This window comes from Cupriavidus taiwanensis (assembly GCF_900250075.1).
In the GTDB taxonomy this organism is placed as follows: Bacteria; Pseudomonadota; Gammaproteobacteria; order Burkholderiales; family Burkholderiaceae; genus Cupriavidus; species Cupriavidus taiwanensis_C.
Map to the genome: position 1 here is coordinate 1,120,815 of NZ_LT977070.1, position 18,001 is coordinate 1,138,815.

The 18,001-nt window shown below is 70.2% G+C and carries 13 protein-coding genes; 5 read left to right on the top strand and 8 right to left on the bottom strand.

The features are described from left to right. The first annotated feature begins 75 nt into the window (after positions 1-75). The gene (locus CBM2588_RS05205) at positions 76-6,012 is read left to right on the top strand and encodes a hybrid sensor histidine kinase/response regulator (protein WP_115679665.1); all 5,937 of its coding nucleotides are present in this window, start codon (positions 76-78) and stop codon (positions 6,010-6,012) included. Positions 6,013-6,090: 78 nt separating this feature from the next. On the opposite strand, the gene CBM2588_RS05210 is transcribed toward CBM2588_RS05205, so the two are convergent. The 5 genes from CBM2588_RS05210 to CBM2588_RS05230 all read right to left on the bottom strand — a co-directional run bounded on the left by CBM2588_RS05210 (position 6,091) and on the right by CBM2588_RS05230 (position 10,972). Continuing rightward, on the bottom strand, positions 6,091-6,927 hold the full coding sequence (locus CBM2588_RS05210) for a hypothetical protein (protein WP_115679666.1): 837 nt from the start codon (positions 6,925-6,927) through the stop codon (positions 6,091-6,093). Positions 6,928-7,099: 172 nt separating this feature from the next. After that, positions 7,100-8,407 carry an MFS transporter gene (locus CBM2588_RS05215; RefSeq protein ID WP_115679667.1) on the bottom strand — a complete coding sequence of 436 codons (1,308 nt, stop codon included), beginning with the start codon at positions 8,405-8,407 and terminating at the stop codon, positions 7,100-7,102. An 89-nt stretch (positions 8,408-8,496) separates the two neighbouring features. Further along, positions 8,497-9,255, bottom strand: a complete 759-nt coding sequence (locus tag CBM2588_RS05220; RefSeq protein WP_115679668.1) for an SDR family oxidoreductase — start codon at positions 9,253-9,255, stop codon at positions 8,497-8,499. 45 nt (positions 9,256-9,300) lie between these two features. Beyond that, the gene (locus CBM2588_RS05225) at positions 9,301-9,543 is read right to left on the bottom strand and encodes a hypothetical protein (RefSeq protein WP_010813008.1); all 243 of its coding nucleotides are present in this window, start codon (positions 9,541-9,543) and stop codon (positions 9,301-9,303) included. Then, positions 9,536-10,972, bottom strand: coding sequence for an aldehyde dehydrogenase family protein (locus CBM2588_RS05230; RefSeq protein ID WP_115679669.1), 1,437 nt, complete (start codon positions 10,970-10,972; stop codon positions 9,536-9,538). Before CBM2588_RS05230 ends, CBM2588_RS05225 begins: the two co-directional genes overlap by 8 nt. 225 nt (positions 10,973-11,197) lie before the next feature. On the opposite strand from CBM2588_RS05230, the gene ppa reads away from it, so the two are divergent. Both ppa and CBM2588_RS05240 read left to right on the top strand, forming a co-directional pair. Then, positions 11,198-11,725, top strand: a complete 528-nt coding sequence (ppa, locus tag CBM2588_RS05235; RefSeq protein ID WP_012352043.1) for an inorganic diphosphatase — start codon at positions 11,198-11,200, stop codon at positions 11,723-11,725. 124 nt (positions 11,726-11,849) lie between these two features. Next, the gene (locus tag CBM2588_RS05240; RefSeq protein WP_115679670.1) at positions 11,850-12,422 is read left to right on the top strand and encodes a cytochrome b; all 573 of its coding nucleotides are present in this window, start codon (positions 11,850-11,852) and stop codon (positions 12,420-12,422) included. A 12-nt stretch (positions 12,423-12,434) separates the two neighbouring features. On the opposite strand, the gene CBM2588_RS05245 is transcribed toward CBM2588_RS05240, so the two are convergent. After that, positions 12,435-13,676 carry a GNAT family N-acetyltransferase gene (locus CBM2588_RS05245; protein ID WP_115679671.1) on the bottom strand — a complete coding sequence of 414 codons (1,242 nt, stop codon included), beginning with the start codon at positions 13,674-13,676 and terminating at the stop codon, positions 12,435-12,437. 182 nt (positions 13,677-13,858) lie between these two features. Here CBM2588_RS05245 and CBM2588_RS05250 point away from each other — a divergent pair, with 182 nt between their 5' ends. Continuing rightward, positions 13,859-15,907, top strand: a complete 2,049-nt coding sequence (locus tag CBM2588_RS05250; protein ID WP_115679672.1) for an NAD(+) synthase — start codon at positions 13,859-13,861, stop codon at positions 15,905-15,907. Between the two features lie 246 nt (positions 15,908-16,153). Further along, complete coding sequence (gene glnK / locus CBM2588_RS05255) at positions 16,154-16,492, top strand: P-II family nitrogen regulator (protein WP_006162803.1); 339 nt, start codon at positions 16,154-16,156, stop codon at positions 16,490-16,492. Positions 16,493-16,574: 82 nt separating this feature from the next. Here glnK and CBM2588_RS05260 read toward each other — a convergent pair whose 3' ends face one another. Beyond that, on the bottom strand, positions 16,575-17,216 hold the full coding sequence (locus CBM2588_RS05260; RefSeq protein WP_115679673.1) for a trimeric intracellular cation channel family protein: 642 nt from the start codon (positions 17,214-17,216) through the stop codon (positions 16,575-16,577). Positions 17,217-17,228: 12 nt separating this feature from the next. Beyond that, complete coding sequence (locus tag CBM2588_RS05265) at positions 17,229-17,903, bottom strand: Smr/MutS family protein (protein WP_115679674.1); 675 nt, start codon at positions 17,901-17,903, stop codon at positions 17,229-17,231. Positions 17,904-18,001: the final 98 nt, after the last annotated feature.

The following is an 18,001-nucleotide window of genomic DNA, read 5'->3' on the forward strand; positions in this document are numbered from 1 at the left end:
TGCCAACTCCGCGCCCGCCGCCCGTTGCGGTGGGCGGATTGCGGCTGCCGTGCCGGCGCCGCACTGGAAGCCGTCATGTCCCTGAATTCCCCCATCCCGCGCGACGCTGCCGCATCCGGTATGCCGGCCGGCCCCGACGCCCTGCCTGAACCCGAACCCGCACCGTTGCCGGCCAGCGCGCGGCCGGCGCCCGCCGGCGGCGCCGCGCGCGACCTGTCCGGCCTGGCGTGGCTGGCGCCCAGCCTGCGCAGCGCGCTCGAAGACGCCGCCGCGGAGCTTGGCCACTATGTCGATGAAGTGCGCCAGGCGCCCGAGGCGCTGGGCGCGCGCGATACCACTTCGCTGCGTCTGGCCGGGCAGCATCTGCACCAGGCCGCCGGCGCCGTGCATATCGTCGGGCTGCGCGGGACCGATCCGTATTGCCAGGCGCTGCGCCGCCTGCTCGATGCCATCGACGCCGGCACCGTTGCCGCCGGCCCGGAGGCGCTGGCGGTATTCCGCGCCGGCGTGCAGGCGCTGGCCGAATATGTCGACGACCTGATGGCGGGCGACGACGAGGCCCCGCTGCGCCTGTTCCAGCCCTATGCCGCCGTGCTTGCCAGGCTGGGCGAGGAACGCGTGCATCCCGCCGACCTGTGGCTCGACGAGCTGCAGATGCTGCCGGGCATGCTGCTGCCGCCGAAGGGGCCGGCCGCGGTCACGCGCGCGCGCCAGCAGTTCGAATCGGCGCTGCTCAAGGCGCTGCGCCTGCCCACGCCATGCGCCGACGCGGCGCTGCTGCGCGAAGCCTGGCTGCCGCTGCACGCGGCGCTGGATGAACTGCGTGCCAACGAGCAGGAAGCGCGCCGCGCCGCCGACCATCCCGACCGCGGCGTCTGGCACGTGCTCGGGCTGGTGTGCCGCGCGCTGGCGCTGGACCTGCTGCCGTCGGACCTGGTGGCCAAGCGCTTTGCCGGCCGCGCCAACCTGCTGCTGCGCCAGTACCAGCAGGGCCATGTGCGCGTGCCGCAGGCGCTGCTGAACGACGCGGTGTTCCTGCTGGTCTGCACCGGGCCGGGCGAGCGCGGCAACGGCGGCAACGGCGGCAACGACGACGCGGCGGCGCTGCGCGCCGACATCGCGCGCACGCTGGCGGCGTTCCGTCTCGATGCCGCCCATGCGCAGGCAAATGCCGATTTCCGGCTGCGCTACTACGGCTGGCTCGACCCGATCGACACGCGCAACCTGCAGCAGGCCGCGACCGGGCTGGAACGCGCCGCCGCCGCCGACCAGGCCGCGTGGGAGATCGCGCTGGCCGCGCTGGCCGAGGCAGCGCAGCCGCTGGCGCAGCCGGCGCTGCAGCGTTGCCTGGCGCAGGCCGCGATGCCCGGGCGCGAGCGCGATGTCGGCGATGCGCTCGGCGCCGCCGGCATCGCGCTGTTCCTGTCGCGTGCGCTGGCGCTGCCGTGGCGCGTGCACGGACAATCCGCCCATCCGGCCGCGGCGCACTTTGCCGCGCAGTGCGACGCGCTGGCCGCCTGCCTGGCGGACCCTGCCGCTGCCGCGCCGGCCTGGCTGGCGCGCATGGTCGACGAGGCGCGCGCCCAGGCGCAGCGCAGCGAAGCCGTGGCGCAACTGCGCGCGCAACTCGACAGCGGTGAATCCTGGCTCGACAGCTATGACCGCAATGCGGCGCGCCCCGACGGCGCCGCGCACCTGCGCGACGCACGCCAGGCCTTTGCCGCGCTGGCGGGAACGCTGGCGCAGCTGCGGGCTTCGCCGGCGCTGCCGGGCGCGCTGGCCGGCGAGGCCGCGCAGGCCGGCGCGGCCGTCGAGGCCGTCAAGACCCGCCTTGCCGATGAGGCCGAGCTTGCCGACGCCAGCGCGCGCGCGGCGCTGTTGCGCACGGTAGCGGCGGAACTGGGCGTGGTCCACGCGTTCGCCGATGCGCTCGAATTCGGCCGTGCCCGCCACGCCGAGGCCTTGTCCGATGTTGCTGCCGAGGGTGATGCGCACGCGCCGCAGGATCCGCTCGAGGCGGCGCGCGCCGCCGCCGACGAGGCTCTGCGTGCCGGCGCCGTTTCCGACGCGCCGGCGGTGCAGCGGCTGCGGGCCGCGCTGCAGGCGCTGGCCGACCAGGCCGCGATCGACGACGACGCCGCGCTGCGCCGCCAGGCCGCCGATGCCGTCACGCAGTGCAACGCCTGGCTTGCCGGCAGCGACGACGCCGGCGCGCGCATGGTGATGGCGCTCGCCGCGATCCCCGCGGAGCACGCGCCGGTGCCGGCCGGCTCGGCCATGCCGTCCCCGCCGTCCATGCCCGCGGCCGGCGACCATGCCGCCATCGATGCCGAGCTGCTCGACATCTTCCTGAACGAGGCCGACGAGGTGCTGGGCGGCATCGCCGGCGACCTTGGCGCCGGCGTCGAGGCGCTGCGCGATGCCGACATGCTCAGCCGGCTGCGGCGCGCCTTCCATACGCTCAAGGGCTCCAGCCGCATGGTCGGCCTGCATCGCTACGGCGAGGCCGCATGGGCGGTGGAACAGGTGATGAACCTGTGGCTGGCCGAGGCGCGCGAGCCGGCGCCGGCGCTGCTGGCACTGCTGCGTCGCGCGCATGCCGAGCTGTCGGCGTGGGTGGCGCGGCTGCACGGCGACGCCGCGGCGTGGCACGACATCGCGCCGCTGGTGGCAGCCGCCGAGGCGGTGCGCGATGCCGGCACCGCCGCGGAGACGGCGCAGGCCGCGCCCGACGTGGTGGTAGAGGATGCGCCGAACGAGTATCCGGACGCAGCGGCAACGCACGTCGATACTGATGCGCCAGCCGACACCGGTACGCCCGACCACAACGTAATCCCGTTCCGCCTGGCCGGCGGCCTGTCGGACGAAGACGACCACTACAAGGTCATCGGCCCGGTGCGCATCGGCCTGGCGCTGTACAACGTCTACCTGCAGGAGGCCGATGGCCTGCTGCGCCAGTTCGCCACCGATATCTCCGAATGGCGGCACGAAGCCCACCCGTGCCCGAGCGAGCTGGCGCTGCGCGTCGCCCACACGCTGCAGGGCAGTGCGTCGACCGTGGGCCTGGAGCCGGTGCGCGAAATCGCCGAGGCGCTGGAAGCGTTGCTGCTGCAGCTGGGCGCGCATCCGGTGGCAATGCATGCGGGCGATTTCCGGCTGCTGGAGCAGGCCGCCGAGCGCATGCGCGGCATGCTGCACCAGTTTGCCGCCGGCATCTGGCCGCAGGCCGATGCCGCGTTGCGCCGCAGCCTGGTCGAGTTCGGCGAGCGCGCGTTGCTGCGGCCGCGCGTGGCGCTGCCCGCGCCGCCGCCGGCCGAGGCCGAAGATGCGATGGCGCAGGTATTCGGCCGGCTGCCACCCGCGGCACAGTCCGCACCCGACGTGCCGCCGGTAGCCGAAGCCGGGGCAGTCGCTAAAGCCCCCGCCGTGCCGCCCGTCACCGCGCAGGATGCGGTGGTGATCGCGCTGCCGACGGCGCCGCGCGCGTCCGAGGCGCCGGCCGTCGGCGCCGGCATCGCGCCCGACCCGGCACTGGTGCAGATCTTCCTGGAAGAGGCGCAGGGCTCGCTGCCCGAGCTGGGCAGGCTGTTGCGCGGCTGGGAAGCCGCGCCCGACGACGCGCGCCATGGCGGGCTGGTGCTGCGCGCGCTGCATACACTCAAGGGCAGCGCGCGCATGGCCGGCGCGATGGCGCTGGGGCAGGCCGCGCACGAAATGGAGACGCTGCTCGACGGCACGCTGCGCGGACAGGGGCAGCAGCCGGTTGCGCCGAAGGTGTTCGAGCGGCTCTACGCCTGGTACGACCGCATCCTGGCGCACGCCGAGGCCTTGCAGGCCGGCCGGCTGCTGCCGGCCGACGACCCTGATGTGGTCAGCGGCCTGGCAGAAGCGCAGCAGCCGTCCGGCGCCGCCGTGCCTCGGCCCGAAGACGCCGAAGCTCCCGGCGCCTGCGCCGCAGAGGCGCTTGCGCCCGAACTGCCCGCGGTGCCGGGGCCGTCCGACGTGATGGTGCCGATGCCGCCGGCCGCGCCGCTGGCCGCGCTTGCACCGCTGGCATCGGCGGAGCCGCAGCGCGCGCTGGTGCGCGTGCAGGCGCGCGCGCTCGACACGCTGATCAACGAGGCCGGCGAGGTCGGCGCCACGCGCGCGCGCCTGGACAGCGAGCTGGAGTCGATGCGCGCCTACCTGGGCGAACTGAACGACAACGTCGCGCGCCTGCGCGGACAGCTGCGCGAGATCGAGATCCAGGCCGAATCGCAGATGGCGTCGCGCATTGCCGATGCGCAGCACAAGCAGGAATTCGATCCGCTCGAGTTCGACCGCTTTACGCGTTTCCAGGAACTGACGCGGATGATGGCCGAGTCGGTCAACGACGTGGCCACCGTCGAGCAGAACCTGCAGCGCGGCTTCGACCGCGCCGCCGGCGACCTGGCCGCGCAGGCGCGGCTCACGCGCGGGCTGCAGCGCGGCCTGATGCAGGCGCGCATGGTGCAGTTCGACGCGCTGGCCGAGCGGCTCTACCGCGTGGCGCGGCAGGCCGCGGCCGAGACCGGCAAGGAAGTGCGGCTGCTGATCAAGGGGGGAACGGTGGAGATCGACCGCTCGGTGCTGGACCGCATGGCGGGCCCGATCGAGCACCTGATCCGCAACGCGGTGGCGCACGGCATCGAGCCCGCCGCGCAGCGCCGCGCCGCGGGCAAGCCCGCCACCGGCGCGCTCACGCTGGAAGTGCAGCAGGAAGGCAACGAGGTGGTGCTGCATTTCATCGACGACGGCGGCGGGCTGGACCTGGCGCGCATCCGCGCGCGCGCGGTCGAGCGCCGGCTGCTGGCGCCGGACGACGATGCCGGCGAGGCGCGCCTGACCGAGCTGATCTTCACCCCCGGCTTTTCCACCGCGGAAGCGGTGTCCGAACTGGCCGGCCGCGGCGTGGGCATGGACGTGGTGCGCGCCGAAACCGTGGCGCTCGGCGGGCGCATCACGCTGGCATCGCAGCCGGGGCAGGGCACCACCTTCACCGTGCACCTGCCGCTGACCACCGCCATCACGCAGGTGCTGGTGATCGCACTGGGCGCGCGCCGCTTTGCGGTGCCCAGCGGCATGATCGACCAGGTGCAGCAGCTGCGCGCGCCGGCGCTGCTGGATGCGTACAACCACGGCCGCCTGGCGGTGGCCGGCGCCGAGGTGCCGTTCTTCTACTTCGGCGCGCTGCTGGAACAGGGCGAGGCCGCGCCCGCGGGGCGCAAGTATTCGCCGGTGGTGGTGGTGCGCAGCGGCGCCGAGCGCGTCGCCGTGCATGTCGACGACGTGGTCGGCAACCGCGAAGTGGTGGTCAAGCACATCGGTCCGCACCTGGCGCGGCTGGAGGGCATCGCCGGCGCGACCACGCTCGGCGACGGCGAGATCGTGCTGATCTACAACCCGGTGGTGCTGGCGCAGCGCTTCGTGCGCGAGCGCGGCCGCTCGCTGCCGCTCGATCCGCCGGCACTGCCGCCATCGACGCAGCAGCCGGCGGTCGCGCCGCAACCAGGCGCAGTCGCGGAACTGGCGCGCGACGGCACCGCCGAGCCAGTGGCCGGCCTGGCGGCCCAGCCTACCGTGATGGTGGTCGACGATTCACTGACCGTGCGCAAGGCCACCCAGCGCCTGCTGGGCCGCGCCGGCTACCACGTGGTGCTGGCGCGCGACGGCGTCGACGCGCTCAAGCAGCTGCAGGACGTGATGCCGGACGCGATGCTGGTCGATATCGAGATGCCGCACATGGACGGCTTCGATCTGACCCGCAACGTGCGCTCCGACGCGCGCACCGCGCACCTGCCGCTGGTGATGATCACCTCGCGCACCGCCGAAAAGCACCGCCGCTACGCGGAGGAAATCGGCGTCAACGTGTACCTGGGCAAGCCGTATAACGAGGATGAACTGCTGGGGACGCTGCACCGTTTGCTGGGTGAACGGGCGGCGGGAACGGCGGGGTCGGTGGCGCAGATGCTGGGGGACGGGCCACCAGGCTGAGGGTTTGCGCCCCTCTCCCGCTAGCGGGAGAGGGAGTACCCAAGCGGTCATGCAAAGCGCATCAGTGCTTCAGCCCCACTACCACCGCATCTGCGCATTCTTGCTGTTGGTGCTGACCGTCATGTTCTTGGTCCGGCCCTGATAGGTCGCACGCACGTTGTAGGTGCCGGACGGCGCCTTCAGCAGGCAGCGCGGCCCGTCGGCGACAAAGCTCGCCACTTCCTTGCCGCCACGCAAAAGCTTGACGTCGACATCCGACAGGAACTCGCCGCGCTCGCCCTGTGTGAACAGCAGGCTCATGTTGTACTTGCGCGCCTGCGATTGCAGCGCGGCCTGCTCGTCCTCGGCCACGCCGCCGCAGATATAGGCGACCGGGCCGGCCTGGCGCTGCACCATCGCGTCACGCGGCGGCGGCGGGGGCGGCGCGGTCAGGGGCGGCCGTGGCTGCGACGGGGCTGCCACCGGCGGCGGCGCCGGCACCGCGGGCGGCGTGCCGGTAGGTGCGGGCATCGGTGAAGCGGTTGGCGGCGGCGCCGCCGTGGCCGGCGCCGTCATGCCGGGCGCGGGCTGGGTGGCAGGCGGCATGGTGGCCGCTGGCGGCACTGTGGTGGCGGGCGGCACGGTGGCGGCCGGGGGCATGGTCGTGGCGGGCGGCGTGGCGACGCCCGGCGTCGGTGCCATGGTGCCTGACGCAGGGGCCGGTGCGGCAGTCGCTGGCGCGGCCGGGGTTGCCGGCGCGGGGTTGGCATCGACCACGGGTGCCTGCGCATGGCTGGCGGCGGGCACCAGGGCCAGCAGCGCGACCACGCCGGCGCTGAGCGCGAGCACCAGGCGCTTCACGCGCGAGCGGCGCGCCAGGCGCGCTTCGATGATCTTCAGCGAACGGGTAGGGGCAAACGGGAGCAATTGCGGCATCGTGGCCTCCTTGGCAAGCTTGGGAATCAGATGCCCGGAGGACCCCGTCGGGATCACTCCGGGTGTCTCTTTTCCATGCTAGGGCCCAGGAATAGGCGACACTGCCGGGCGTGGTCCTACATCCGCGTCAGCCGACGGCGCATTCGGGCCGGCAAGCGGCGCGTGCGCGACTTCACTTCCGGCTTACCAGGCGCTTCGGTACCGACAGCGTCAGCGCCGCGCCGACCACCAGGCACGCGGCCAGCAGGTACATGCCGGAATCGGTGCTGTGGGTCAGGTCCTTGAGCCAGCCCACCGCATACGGGCTGAGAAAGCCGGCGAGGTTGCCGAGCGAATTGATCAGCGCAATACCCGCGGCCGCGCCGGTGCCGGCCAGGAACGCCGTGGGCAGGCTCCAGAACAGCGGCAGCGTGGTCAGGATGCCGATCGTCGCCAGCGTCAGCGCCACCATCGCCAGCGTGGTGTCGCCGTGCCATTGCACCGACAGCAGCAGCCCGACAGCGCCGGCCAGCGCCGGCACCGCGATATGCCAGCGGCGCTCGCCGCTGCGGTCGGCGCTGTAGGCCACCAGCACCATGCCGATCACCGCGCAGCCATAGGGGATCGCGGTCAGCAGGCCGATATCGAGCGCGCCCTTGACCCCGGTCTGCTTGATGATGGTCGGCAGCCAGAAGCTGACGCCGTACAGGCCCATGACGAAGCAGAAGTAGATCGCGCTCATCAGCCAGACGCGCGGGCTGGCAAACACGGTGCGGATCGGCGGGTCTTCCTTGTGCGCGTTCTCGCTGGCGATATTGCGCTCCAGCAGCGCCTTCTCGTCGGCCGACAGCCATTTGGCGTGGGCGATGCGGTCATCCAGGTAGGCCAGCACCCACAGGCCCACCAGGATCGATGGAATGCCTTCCAGCAGGAACATCCACTGCCAGCCGGCCCAGCCGTTGTGGCCGTCGAAGGACTGCATGATCCAGCCCGACAGCGGCCCGCCGATCACGCCTGACAGCGCGATCGCGGTCATGAAGAAGGTGGTGGTGCGGCCGCGCCGGTTGGCCGGGTACCAGTAGGTCAGGTACAGGATGATGCCGGGGAAGAAGCCGGCCTCGGCAATGCCGAGCAGGAAGCGCAGCACGTAGAACATGGTCGGCGTGGTGACGAACATCATCGCCGCCGAGATCGCGCCCCAGGTGATCATGATGCGCGCGATCCAGATGCGCGCGCCCACCTTGTGCAGGATCACGTTGCTCGGCACTTCGAACAGGAAGTAGCCGATGAAGAAGATGCCGGCGCCCAGGCCGTAGACGGTCTCGCTGAACTTCAGGTCGTTCAGCATCTGCAGCTTGGCGAAGCCCACGTTGACGCGGTCCAGGTAGGCCACCACGTAGCACAGCAGCAGGAAGGGCACCAGGCGCCAGCTGACCTTGCGGTAGGTGGCGTCTTCGAAAGCGGCGTCGCTGACGCCGGGGTTCACTGCGGTCGTTGTCATGCTGTCTCCTGAGGAAATGCGTTTCTGTGTGACGCGTTCTTACAGCTACGGTACGACTGGGCCAGCAGAAAGACGCCAGCGGCGTGGCGTCAGACGCAGCGGCCGCCGTCCACTTCGATGCAGGTGCCGGTGATGAAGGCAGCTTCGTCCGAGGCCAGGTACAGGCAGGCGTTGGCCACGTCCTGCGGCGTCGACATGCGGCCCATCGGGATGGTGGCGAGGAACCTGGCGCGGTTCTCGGGCGTGTCGGGCATGCCCATGAATTCCTCGAGCAGCGCGGTGGCGCCGATCACCGGGTTGACGCAGTTGACGCGGATATTGTCCGGGCCCAGCTCCGCGGCCATGGCCTTGCTGGCGGTGATCACCGCGCCCTTGCTGCCGTTGTACCAGACCAGCCCCGGCCGCGGCCGGATGCCGGCGGTGGAAGCGATATTGACGAACACGCCGCCGCCGCGCCGGCGGAAATGCGGCACGAACGCGCGCGCCGACCAGTAGATGCTCTTGACGTTGACGGCGTAGACGCGGTCGAACTCGTCTTCGGTGACTTCCAGGATCGGCTTGTTGCGATGCGTGGTGCCGGCGTTGTTGACCACGATATGCACATCGCCGAAGACGGCAAGGGCGGCGTCGCGCATGGCCTCGGTATCGGCTTCGCGCGAGACATCGGCGCGTACCGCGCGGGCGCGCCCGCCGGCGTCGCGGATCGCCGCGGCGACGCGCTCGGCGGCTTCCTCGCGCAGGTCGGCCACCACCACGTTGGCGCCTTCGCGCGCAAAGGTATGGGCAATGCCTTCGCCGAAGCCGGAACCGCCGCCGGTGACGATCGCTACCTTGTTGGCCAGTCTCATGGCTTGTCTCCTCAGTGTTTTGGTGATGTTCGGTGCAGGGCGGGACTAGTGCGAAAACGGCCCGCGCCCCCTCAGGGCATTCGCCACCATCATCAGCGCCAGCAGGAACGGCAGCGCGACATACAGGCACCAGTGCACGCGGTCGCCGACCACGTCGCCCCACTTGCGCTTGAACACCTGCAGCCGCGGCATGCCGGAAGGATTGGTGGCGCGCTTGTTCCGCACATGCCAGGCCATCCAGAAAAAGAAGATGGCGAAGGCGACCGACAGGAAATTGATGTTACCCATGTTGAATGGCGATGGTTTTCAGGGTGGTGAATCCGTACAGGGCCTCGAAGCCCTTTTCGCGGCCGTAGCCGGACTGGCCGCTGCCGCCGAAGGGCAGCTCCACGCCGCCGCCGGCGCCGTAGTTGTTGATGAAGACCTGGCCCGCGCGCAGCTTGTGCGCGAGGCGCAGCTGGCGCCCGCCGTCGCGGGTCCAGACCCCCGCGACCAGCCCGTAGGGCGTGCCGTTGGCCAGCGCGATGGCTTCGGCCTCGGTGTCGAACGGCATCGCCGCCAGCAGCGGGCCGAACACCTCTTCCTGTGCCAGCCGGTGCGCGGGCGGCACGTCGCGGAACAGCATCGGTACCTGGTAGTAGCCGGCCTCCGGGGCCTCGGCCACGATCTGCCCCTGCGCCATCACCGCCACGCCGGCGTGCTGCGCATCCGAGACGAAGTCCCACACGCGCTGCTGCTGCTTGCGGCTGATCAGCGGGCCGCATTCCAGGTCGAGCTCGGACGGGCCCACGCGCAGCGATTCGAACACCGATGCGAGCCGGTCCAGCAGCAGGTCGTAGACCGGGCGCTCCACCAGCAGGCGGCTGCCGGCCGAGCAGGTCTGGCCGGCGTTCTGCACGATGCCGTTGACCACCACCGGCACCACCGCGTCGAGGTCGGCATCGGCGAACACGATCTGCGGCGACTTGCCGCCCAGTTCCAGCGTGACCGGCACGTGGTTCTCGGCGGCAAGCTGCGACACCAGCTTGCCGGTCTGCGGCGAGCCGGTGAACGAGATGTGGTTGATGCCCGGATGGCGCGCCAGCGCGGCGCCGGCCTCGTGGCCGTAGCCGGTGATGAGGTTGAGCGCGCCTTCGGGCAGGCCGGCCTCGGCGGCGATCTCGGCCACGCGCAGCAGCGACAGGCAGGCGTCCTCGGCCGGCTTGACCACGCAGGCGTTGCCGGCGGCTAGCGCCGCGCCCACGCTGCGCCCGAAGATCTGCAGCGGGTAGTTCCACGGGATGATGTGGCCGGTCACGCCGTGCGGCTCGCGCACCGTCAGCACGGTGTAGCCGGGGTTGTAGGGAATGGTCTGGCCGTGCAGCTTGTCGACCGCGCCGGCGTAGAACTCGAAGTAGCGCGCCACCGCGCGCGCGTCGGCGCGGGCCTGGCGCAGCGGCTTGCCGGTGTCGCGGGCCTCGAGCGCGGCCAGTTCTTCTTCATGCGCGATCAGCGCCACGGCGACGCGGTTGAGCAGGCGCACCCGCTCGGCCGGGGCCATCTGGCCCCAGGCGCCGTCGGTGGCCTGGCGTGCCGCATGGACGGCGACGTTGATATCGGTGGCGTTGCCGCGCGCAATCTCGGCGAAGGGCTCGCCGTTGGAGGGATCGAAAACCTTGATGCGCAGGCCGTTGTCGGGCGCGATCAGGCGGTTGGCGACGAAGTGCTGGGCGTGCATGGGTGGCTCCGGGGCAGCATAGGGGCAGCGTTAGGCAGCGCAGGGGCTGCGGCTATTCAGTGTCGGCTGAAGAATGCGCCATTATCGCCGACGCCGGCGTCGCTGCAACGCGTTGCAGCGGGCTGGCGAAGCCAGGACCGGCGACGGCTTGTCAGCAACCGGTCAGGCGCGAGCCGCTATAATGCCCGCCATCCGACAACACAGCGCAGGCATCTGGAGAACCGCATGAGCTTCAACCTCGTATCCCCGGGCAAGGACATCCCCAACGATTTCAACGTCATCATCGAGATCTCGGCCCAGAGCGATCCGGTGAAGTACGAGGCCGACAAGGAAACCGGCCTGCTGTTCGTCGACCGCTTCATCGGCACCGGCATGCGTTACCCGGCCAACTATGGCTACATCCCGCAGACCCTGTCGGGCGATGGCGACCCGGTCGACGTGCTGGTGCTGTCGCCGTTCCCGATCCTGGCCGGCGCCGTGGTGCGCTGCCGCGCACTCGGCATGCTGAAGATGACCGACGAGTCCGGCGTCGACGCCAAGCTGGTCGCCGTGCCGGTCGACAAGCTGTCGCCGGCCACCGCCTACATGAAGGGCCTGTCCGACGTGCCGCAAAACCTGCTGGACCAGATCAAGCACTTCTTTGAGCACTACAAGGCACTGGAAGCCGGCAAGTGGGTCAAGGTGGAAGGCTGGGCCGGCATCGAGGAAGCCCACAAGGAAATCACCGACGGCGTGGCCAACTACAAGAAGTAAGCTGAACGCCCGCTGAACAGACCCCGCTCCGGCGGGGTTTTTTATTGCCGAGCGCTTGATGCGCGTTAGCACCCGGCAAAGTGGCCTGGGCTACGCTAGGCGGGTACTGACAAGAGGAGTCCCCATGCACCCCATCACCGAAATCCAGCCGTTGCCGCAGACCCTGCCATCGTCGCGCCGCTATGACCGGCTGGCGGTGTCCTTCCATTGGGCGGTGTTCGTGCTGGTGGCACTGGCCTATGCCGCGATCGAGCTGAAGGGCAGCTTCGCCAGGGGCACGCCGCCGCGCGCGCTGGCCATGGCGGTGCATGAATGGGCCGGCGCGCTGGTGCTGGTGCTGGCCGTGCCGCGCCTGCTATGGCGCCTGGTGCGCGGCGCCCCGGCGCCGGAGCCGGGCGCGCGCTGGATGCAGCTGGCCGGCGCGGCCATGCACTGGCTGCTGTACCTGTTCATCCTGGCCCAGCCGCTGCTTGGCCTGCTGGCGATGAATGCCGGCGGCCATCTGCTGGCGCTGCCTGCGCTCGGCATCGAAGTGCCGGCACTGGTCGCGCCCGACCCGGCGCTGAAGGACAGCGTCAAAGAGCTCCACGAAACCCTCGGCACCGCGTTCTACCTGGTCATCGGCCTGCATGCGATGGCATCGCTGTTCCATCACTACATGCTGGGCGACGACACGCTGCGGCGCATGTGGCGCTGAGCGACGCAGGCGTCAGGCACGCGCGAACGGGTTGCGCTCGCCGAGCTCGTCCAGGTAGGCGTCGATGCCCTGGCGCTCGCGCGCGAGGAAGCGCTCGACGGCATCGGCGAAGGCCGGGTGCGCCAGCCAGTGGGCCGAGCGCGTGGCCACCGGCAGGAAGCCGCGCGCCATCTTGTGTTCGCCCTGCGCGCCGCCTTCGAAGGTGCCGATGCCGTGTTCGATGCAGAACTCGAGCGGCTGGTAATACGCGGTCTCGAAATGCAGGCACGGGTGATATTCCAGCGCGCCCCAGTAGCGCCCGTAGAGCGTGCTGACTTCCGGCGCGGCGTCATAGACCAGCAGCGAGCTGGCGATGGGCTGGCCCGCGCGCTCGGCGATCACCAGCAGCAGGTGCTGCGGCATCGCGGCGCCGATGCGGCGGAAGAAATCCAGGTTCAGGTAGGGCGTGGAATGGTGCTCGCGGTAGGTCTGGCGATAGCAGCGGTTGAAGAACTTCCACGCCTCGTCGTCGATCTCCGCGCCGCGCAGCCAGCGGAAGCTGATGCCCGCCTGGGCCACCTGCCGGCGCTCGGCGCGGATGTTCTTGCGCTTCTTCTGCGACAGCGTGGCGAGGAAGTCGTCGAAGCCGCCGTAGTTTTCATTGGTCCAGTGGAACTGCACGCCGTGCCGCATCAGCATGCCGGCCTGCGCCATCAGCGCGGCTTCGGTCTCGTCCGGAAACAGGATGTGCAGCGACGACATCTGGCTGTCGGCGGCCAGCGCCAGCGCCACCTGCAGCAGCAGCCGGCGCGCCTCGGCGTCTTCGGCCAGCAGCCGCGCGCCGCGCACCGGCGTGAACGGAATCGCCGCCAGCCACTTGGGGTAGTACTCGATGCCGTTGCGCGCATAGGCGTCGGCCCAGGCCCAGTCAAAGACATACTCGCCATAGGAATGCGCCTTGGCGTACAGCGGCATGGCGGCGGCCAGCCGTTGCGGACGGCCCGCCGCGGGCGGCGCCCATAACGTCAGGTAGCGCGGATGCCATCCGGTATCCGGGCAGGCGCTGCCGCTGGCGTGCAGCGCGTGCAGGAAGGCATGCTTGAGGAAGGGCGTGGCGTCAGCATGACGGGCCACCAGGGCGTCCCAGGCGGCGGCATCGACCTGGCCCAGGTCGGAGACGATCTCGGTACGGTATTCCGGGGCGGCGTCGCTCGCTTCGCTGCGCGCTTGCCGTGCCGGCTGGCCCTGTCCGGGCACGCATGATTCAGACTGCATTGCACCAGTTCCCTCTGTGGACCGGTCGAGTCTACCGGAAACCCCGCCCCAGGGCCGGCGTCGTAAAATGGAGTCTCCTGGTCAATAGTGCTTTCCCAGGCATCCACGGATGCTGCGGACGACCCGCACGCTTGCGGCTGGTTCAACGGCCCACCGCACGACTCCCAACACCAAGGCCCGATATGAAAAACCTGTTTTTCAACCTGTATTCGCACGGCTTTGCGCGCGTCGCGGTGGGCGTGCCGGTCTGCCGCGTGGCCGACCCGGCCTTCAACGCCAACGAGACCATTGCCCTGGCGACGCAGGCGGCGCAGCGCGGCGCCGTACTGGTCGCGTTCCCGGAACTGGGGCTGTCGGCCTACACCTGCGACGACCTGTTCCACCAGCGCGCGCTGCTGGATGCCTGCCAGGCGGCGCTGGCCACCATCGTCGAGGCCTCGCGCAAGCTGCCCGCGGCAATGGTGGTGGGGATGCCGCTGCGGGTCGAGCACCAGCTGTTCAACTGCGCCGTGGTGGTGGCGCGCGGGCGCATCCAGGGCGTGGTGCCCAAGACCTACCTGCCCAACTACTGGGAGTTCTACGAGGCACGCCAGTTCAGCGCCGCCGACAACGCCGCCGTCGATTCGATCGAGCTGCTCGGCCAGCAGGTGCCGTTCGGCGCCGGCCTGCTGTTCGAGCTCGAGGACATCCCAGATTTCCGTTTCCACGCCGAGATCTGCGAGGACGTATGGGTGCCGATCCCGCCGTCGTCGTTCGCGGCGCTGGCCGGGGCCACGGTGCTGGTCAACCTGTCGGCATCGAATATCGTGGTGGGCAAGTCGGGCTACCGGCACCAGCTGGTGTCGCAGCAATCGGCGCGCTGCCTGGCGGCCTACCTGTACACCTCGGCCGGCAAGGGCGAGTCGTCCACCGACCTGGCCTGGGACGGCCAGGCGCTGATCTGCGAGAACGGCGAGCTGCTGGCCGAGTCCGAGCGCTTTGCCGACACCTCGCACCTGCTGTTCGCCGATATCGATGTCGAGCGGCTGTCGCGCGAGCGCATGCACCAGGTGACCTTCGGCCATTCGGTGCGGCGGCACAAGGCCGAGGTGGAGCGCTTCCGCGTGGTGCGCTTCCCGCTCGACCTGACCCTGGAAAAGTCGCTGCCGCTGGAGCGCAACGTGGCGCGTTTCCCGTACGTGCCGGCCGATCCGCGCCAGCGCGACGAACGCTGCATGGAGGTCTACAACATCCAGGTGCAGGCGCTGGTGCAGCGGCTGTCGGCGAGCAAGATCAGCAAGGTGGTGATCGGCGTCTCGGGCGGGCTCGATTCCACCCACGCGCTGCTGGTGTGCGCCAAGGCGATGGACCGGCTGGGCCTGCCGCGCGCCAATATCCTCGCGTACACCATGCCCGGCTTTGCCACCAGCGGGCGCACGCTGCAGCAGGCGCGCCAGCTGATGCAGGTGGTGGGCTGCAGCGCGACCGAGATCGATATCCGGCCTTCGTGCCTGGCAATGCTGAAGGACCTGGGCCACCCCTATGCCGCCGGCGAGAAGGTCTACGACGTGACCTTCGAGAACGTGCAGGCGGGCGAGCGCACCAACCACCTGTTCCGGCTGGCCAACCACAACCATGCCATCGTGATCGGCACCGGCGACCTGAGCGAGCTGGCGCTGGGCTGGTGCACCTATGGCGTGGGCGACCACATGTCGCACTACAACGTCAACGCCAGCGTGCCCAAGACGCTGATCTCGCACCTGGTGCGCTGGGTCGCAGAGACCGGGCAGGTGGGCGAGGGCGGCTCGGACGTGCTGCTGGCGGTGCTCGACACCGACATCAGCCCCGAGCTGATCCCCGGCGACAGCAACCACGGTCCGGAACAGAAGACCGAGAGCACCATCGGCCCGTACGAGCTGCAGGACTTCAACCTCTACTACACGCTGCGCTTCGGCTTTGCCCCGTCCAAGATCGCCTTCCTGGCGCAGCATGCCTGGGGCGACCGCGAGCGCGGCATCTGGCCCAACGGCCCGCACGTCGTGCGCAACCAGTATGGCCTGCCCGACATCAAGCGCAACCTGGCGATCTTCCTGGACCGCTTCTTCCGCACCAGCCAGTTCAAGCGATCATGCGTGCCGAATGCGCCCAAGGTGGGCTCGGGTGGCTCACTGTCGCCGCGCGGCGACTGGCGCGCGCCCAGCGACTCGGAGTCGGTGGTGTGGCTGGCGGATCTGGAGAAGGTGCCGGACTGATGGCCTGGCCCGAGGGACATGGCGCTGGAGTGCCGGTTTGTGCACAGGTTCTCCAGTGGCTGTCCACAAGGTTATCCACAGACGCGGACGACGGCGGATGCGCGCCACCCCACGCAGCAGCGGCGCCGGCCGCGGGCGTGGCGGAAATGCAAGCGCCCAAGGACTGTTAAAATGCCCTCCGGAGAGCGCCGCGTCCGCGGCGATGCGCCGCCAGGCGCGTGAACAAACGATAAACAGGGGCCAGTCATGAAGCAGATTACCGCCATCATCAAACCGTTCAAGCTCGACGAGGTGCGTGAAGCCCTGGCTGACGTCGGCGTGACCGGGCTGACGGTGACCGAAGTAAAGGGATTTGGCCGCCAGAAAGGGCATACCGAGCTGTACCGCGGCGCCGAGTACGTGGTCGACTTCCTGCCCAAGATCAAGATCGAAGTGGTGGTGGCCGAGAACCAGCTGGATACCGTGCTGGACGCCATCGTAAAGGCCGCCCACACCGGCAAGATCGGCGACGGCAAGATCTTCGTCACCGAGATCGAGCGCGTGATCCGCATCCGCACCGGCGAGCAGGACGAAGCCGCGGTCTGAGCCATCGGCTGGATCGGCCAGCGCAGCGACACGCCGCCCTGCAGGGCGGCGTTTTCATTGGTGGGTCCGCCTTAGCCGCCGCTCAGCTGGGCAGCTTCCAGCCATAGCGCACCGACGCCAGGCGCATGGCGATGATCGCCAGCGCGCCGGTCAGCAGCGCCGCCTCCTGCTGCACCTCGACCCAGGTCAGGCCGATATAGATCCAGCAGCCGATGAACGAGCAGGTGGCATAGGGCGAGCGGTCGCGCAGGATCATCGGCACTTCATTGCACAGCACGTCGCGCACCACGCCGCCGAACACCGCCGAGATGATGCCCATCATGACCGCCACGGTCGGCGTCATCTGCGCCACCAGCGCCAGCGAGGCGCCGGTCACCGAGAACAGCCCCAGCCCGATGGCATCTGCCACGATCATGGCCCGGTCCGAAGCCACCCGGCTGACCACGCGCAGCACGAACGACGCGCCGAACGACATCACGAAGATCAGCAGCACATAGCCTTCATGGTCGACCCAGTAGAACGGGCGCCGGTCGAGCAGCACGTCGCGCACGGTGCCGCCGCCGAAGGCGGTGGCAAAGGCCACCACGAAGGTGCCGACCACGTCCAGGCGCTGCTTGCGGGCATCGACCACCCCCGAGACCGCGAAGGCGAGCACGCCGATCACCTCCATGATGTGGAGGATCAGGGGCAGGCGCCCCATCAGCAATTCGAGCGGAACGTGCATCCGGGCGCGGCGTCAGGCGCGCCGCTGGCGCAGCAGCACCATCAGCGCGCCGGCGCCGCCTTCGGCTTCGCGCGCCTGCACGAAGGCCAGCACTTCCTCCTTCTGCACCAGCCAGCTGCGCACCTTGCCCTTGAGCACCGGCAGCTTGTCGGGCGAGCCCAGGCCCTTGCCGTGAATCACGCGCACGCAGCGCACGCCGTTGCGCACCGAGCGGCGCAGGAACTCGGCCAGCGCCTCGCGCGCCTCGTCGCTGCGCAGTCCGTGCAGGTCGACCTTGTCCTGCGGCACCCATTCGCCGCGGCGCAGCTTGCGCACCACGTCCATGCCGATGCCGGGCCGGCGGAACGACAGCGTCTCGTCGGTCTCGAGCAGGCTTTCGACATCGAACTCGTCCGACAGCGACGCCTGCAGCACGGCCTGGTCGTTGCGCTGCGACTGCACCGGCACGGGTGCGGGCTTGCTGGGGGGATGGTGGGCGCGGTTGCGGTCGCGCAGCTGGCTGACCTGGCCCACGCTGGCGCGGAACACATCGGCTTCGGCGCGGGCGCGCTCGGCTGCCTGCTCGGCGGCGACGCGCTCGGCTTCGCGGCGCTCGGTGTCGGCCTTGAGGGTGTCGCGCAGCCTGGCAAGGTCGTTCAGGCCGAGGCGTTGGGGCGGTCGGTCGGGTTTGCGGGCGCCGTGCGTCATTGAAAAAAATCTCCGGAGGCTCGGCGCCGATTATATCGACTGGCGGGGCCGCGGGCGGGCCCGCGCCCGTGTGACGCGCCGGCGGCGTGATGAGCCGC

Coding starts and splice junctions, on each gene's coding strand:
- CBM2588_RS05205 (WP_115679665.1), top strand. CDS start 76: ATGTCCCTGAATTCCCCCATCCCGCGCGACGCTGCCGCATCCGGTATG.
- CBM2588_RS05210 (WP_115679666.1), bottom strand. CDS start 6,927: ATGCCGCAATTGCTCCCGTTTGCCCCTACCCGTTCGCTGAAGATCATC.
- CBM2588_RS05215 (WP_115679667.1), bottom strand. CDS start 8,407: ATGACAACGACCGCAGTGAACCCCGGCGTCAGCGACGCCGCTTTCGAA.
- CBM2588_RS05220 (WP_115679668.1), bottom strand. CDS start 9,255: ATGAGACTGGCCAACAAGGTAGCGATCGTCACCGGCGGCGGTTCCGGC.
- CBM2588_RS05225 (WP_010813008.1), bottom strand. CDS start 9,543: ATGGGTAACATCAATTTCCTGTCGGTCGCCTTCGCCATCTTCTTTTTC.
- CBM2588_RS05230 (WP_115679669.1), bottom strand. CDS start 10,972: ATGCACGCCCAGCACTTCGTCGCCAACCGCCTGATCGCGCCCGACAAC.
- ppa (WP_012352043.1), top strand. CDS start 11,198: ATGAGCTTCAACCTCGTATCCCCGGGCAAGGACATCCCCAACGATTTC.
- CBM2588_RS05240 (WP_115679670.1), top strand. CDS start 11,850: ATGCACCCCATCACCGAAATCCAGCCGTTGCCGCAGACCCTGCCATCG.
- CBM2588_RS05245 (WP_115679671.1), bottom strand. CDS start 13,676: ATGCAGTCTGAATCATGCGTGCCCGGACAGGGCCAGCCGGCACGGCAA.
- CBM2588_RS05250 (WP_115679672.1), top strand. CDS start 13,859: ATGAAAAACCTGTTTTTCAACCTGTATTCGCACGGCTTTGCGCGCGTC.
- glnK (WP_006162803.1), top strand. CDS start 16,154: ATGAAGCAGATTACCGCCATCATCAAACCGTTCAAGCTCGACGAGGTG.
- CBM2588_RS05260 (WP_115679673.1), bottom strand. CDS start 17,216: ATGCACGTTCCGCTCGAATTGCTGATGGGGCGCCTGCCCCTGATCCTC.
- CBM2588_RS05265 (WP_115679674.1), bottom strand. CDS start 17,903: ATGACGCACGGCGCCCGCAAACCCGACCGACCGCCCCAACGCCTCGGC.